Below are 2,773 nucleotides of genomic sequence, written 5' to 3' on the forward strand. Positions count from 1 at the left end.
CTGGTGGATGCGGCGGTGCGGCCGCCAGGCCGACCGGCCGATCGACGGCTCGCGGTCCGTCGTGGGCTCGACCCGCCAGCGGGCGAACCAGAGCACGTCGGGCAGCCCGGTCGTGCCCGAGCGGCGGGCCCGGTCCATGTGCCGCACCCCGGACTCGGCGCTGCTGTAGAAGCCCGGCAGGTAGCCGGCGCCGCGCACGGCCGCGTCCCAGCCGCGGATGAAGGACAGCGTCGTGCGGGCGCAGTCGCCGTCCTTGTCGTCGTAGGCCTCCATGTCGAGGTAGAGGGGGCTGCGGGAGGCGATGCCCAGCGAGGACGCCCGCGAGACGGCCTCCTCGCCCTCGGACTGGCCCTGGTCGTAGGGGTAGGAGCCGATGAGGTAACCCCGCTTGTTGTGGGCCCGCACGCAGGGCGACTGCGAGCCCACGTAGATCGGCAGGACCCGCCAGCCCAGGTCGTCGGCGCCTTCCAGCCACCGCTCGCTGAGGTAGGTCTGGCGCGGGCAGGCGCGGGCGCGCCCGGCGAAGTAGACGCCGACGGCCCGGTAGTCGGACGACTTCCACGCGCTGAGCGTGGTGAGCGCCGGGGCCTGGCAGGTGTCCAGGCCCCAGCCCCTGAAGACGGATGCCCCCTCGTCCCTGGGGTCGCCCTGGTCGTCGGCGCCCGCGGGCTCGGCGGCGATCAACTGGGCGACCACCGCCATCAGGGCGAGGAGATATCCGATGATCTTCCTTCGTCGGTCCATACCCGGAGTCAAAGGCGCCACCGACCGGCGCCGTTCCGTGACACGCCCTCCGTTCATCCGTCTGCCCCGAGAAGCAGCCCGGACGTGGGAACTCCGGTACCGGCGGTGACAAGGGCCCGGGAGGCCCGCGGCACCTGGTTCGCGGCGGTGCCGCGCAGTTGCCGCACCGCCTCGGCGATGCCGTTCATGCCGTGCAGGTACGCCTCGCCCAGCTGCCCGCCGTGGGTGTTCAGCGGCAGCGCCTCCGCCGCCACGAACGCGGCCCCCTCGCCGGGCCCGCAGAAGCCGAACTCCTCCAGCTGCATCAGCACGTACGGCGTGAAGTGGTCGTAGAGGACGGCCACGTCGACGTCCGCGGGCCCCAGTCCGCTGCGCGCCCACAGCTGCCGGGCGACGACGCCCATCTCGGGCAGGCCCTCGATGCCGTCCCGGTAGTAGCTGGTCATCTGCTCCTGCGCGCGGCCGGCGCCCTGGGCCGCGGCGACGACCACGGCGGGCGGGTGGCGCAGCGCGCGGGCCCGCTCCAGTGAGGTGACGACCAGGGCCTGCCCGCCGTCCGTCTCCTGGCAGCAGTCGAGCAGCCGCAGCGGCTCGGCGATCCAGCGGGAGGCGGCGTGGTCGGCGAGGGTGATCGGGCGGCCGTGGAAGTACGCGGCCGGGTTGGTCGCGGCGTGGCGCCGGTCGGTGACGGCGACGTGCCCGAAGACCTCGGGCTCCAGGCCGTACACGTGCAGGTAGCGGCGGGCGCCCATGGCCGCCCAGGACGCCGGCGTGAGCAGCCCGTACGGCAGCCCCCAGCCGAGCGCCACGCCCTCGGCCGAGGGCTCGCGCCCCCTCACCCCGGCGCCGAAGCGGCGGCCGGAGCGCTCGTTGAAGGCCCGGTAACAGACGACGACGTCGGCGATGCCGGCGGTGACGGCGAGGGCGGCCTGCTGGACGGTGGCGCAGGCGGCGCCGCCGCCGTAATGAATACGGGAGAAGAACGTCAGCTCGCCGATGCCGGCCGCCTGGGCGACGGTGATCTCGGGGCTGGTGTCCATGGTGAAGGTAACCATGCCGTCCACGTCGCCGGGGCCGAGCCCGGCGTCGTCGAGCGCCGCGCGCACGGCCTCCGCGGCCAGGGCGAGCTCGCTGCGGCCGGAGTCCTTGGTGAAGGCGGTGGCGCCGATCCCGACGACGGCGGCCGCGCCGCCGGTCATCGCGCGGTCCGGGGGTGCGGCGGGCGGTCGGCGACGACCCGGCCGGTGACGTGGCGGCCGAGACGGTTCGTCCCGACGACTTCGATCTCAACGGTGCGCTCGTCCACGGAAAGGATCCTTCCGGTCAGCACCAGGACGTCGCCCGGATGACTGGGCACCCCGAGCCGGATCGAAACCTTGCGAAGGACGGCTTCCGGGCCGAAATGGTCGGTGACGTAACGGCCCACGAGTCCATTCGTGGTGAGGATGTTCATGAAGATGTCAGGAGAGCCCTTTGCGCGGGCCGCTTCGGCGTCGTGATGCACGTCCTGGTAGTCGCGGGAGGCGAGGGCGCCCGCGATGATGAGCGTACGGGTGATGGGGACGGTGAGGGGCGGGAGTTCGTCGCCGGGCGTCATGCGTCCGCTCCGCCCGCGCGGTCCTCGTGGGCGCGAAATACCGGAAGATCCCACTCCGCGTCCACTCGTATGAATTCCAGCTCGACGGGCATGCCGATGCGCACGCGGTCGTGCGGCACACCGGTGATGCTGCTGATCATCCGTACGCCTTCGGCCAGTTCGACGAGCGCGACGGCGTACGGCGGGTCGAACGCCGGGAACGGCGGGTGGTGCATCACCACGTACGAATGGACCGTCCCGGCGCCGCAGGCCTCGACCGTCCCCCACTCCGGAGATCCGCAGCGGCCGCAGCCCGGCAGCCAGGGGAAACGGAGGGTGCCGCACGCGGCGCAGCGCTGGATGAGGAGCTTGTGCGCGGCCACGCCCTCCCAGAAGGGCGCGTTGTCGCGGTTGACGACGGGGCGGGGGCGGGCCGGGTGCGCTACGGGGGAG

Annotated in this window: 4 protein-coding genes; all 4 read right to left on the reverse strand. The window is 73.2% G+C overall.

Annotated elements, in window-relative coordinates:
- Window positions 1–744, reverse strand: a 744-nt coding sequence (locus ACSNOG_RS32425) for a glycoside hydrolase domain-containing protein (protein WP_436756284.1), incomplete at its 3' end; no start/stop codon positions are given.
- 53 nt (window positions 745–797) lie between these two features.
- Window positions 798–1,943, reverse strand: coding sequence for a lipid-transfer protein (locus ACSNOG_RS32430; RefSeq protein WP_436756285.1), 1,146 nt, complete (start codon window positions 1,941–1,943; stop codon window positions 798–800).
- Window positions 1,940–2,341, reverse strand: coding sequence for a MaoC family dehydratase (locus ACSNOG_RS32435; RefSeq protein WP_436756286.1), 402 nt, complete (start codon window positions 2,339–2,341; stop codon window positions 1,940–1,942). Before ACSNOG_RS32435 ends, ACSNOG_RS32430 begins: the two co-directional genes overlap by 4 nt.
- Window positions 2,338–2,773, reverse strand: a 436-nt coding sequence (locus tag ACSNOG_RS32440) for a Zn-ribbon domain-containing OB-fold protein (protein WP_436756287.1), incomplete at its 5' end; no start/stop codon positions are given. The genes ACSNOG_RS32440 and ACSNOG_RS32435, both read right to left, overlap by 4 nt.

Source organism: Streptomyces sp. URMC 124 (assembly GCF_051386455.1).
Classification (GTDB): Bacteria; Actinomycetota; Actinomycetes; order Streptomycetales; family Streptomycetaceae; genus Streptomyces.

Coding starts and splice junctions, on each gene's coding strand:
- ACSNOG_RS32435 (WP_436756286.1), bottom strand. CDS start 2,341: ATGACGCCCGGCGACGAACTCCCGCCCCTCACCGTCCCCATCACCCGT.
- ACSNOG_RS32430 (WP_436756285.1), bottom strand. CDS start 1,943: ATGACCGGCGGCGCGGCCGCCGTCGTCGGGATCGGCGCCACCGCCTTC.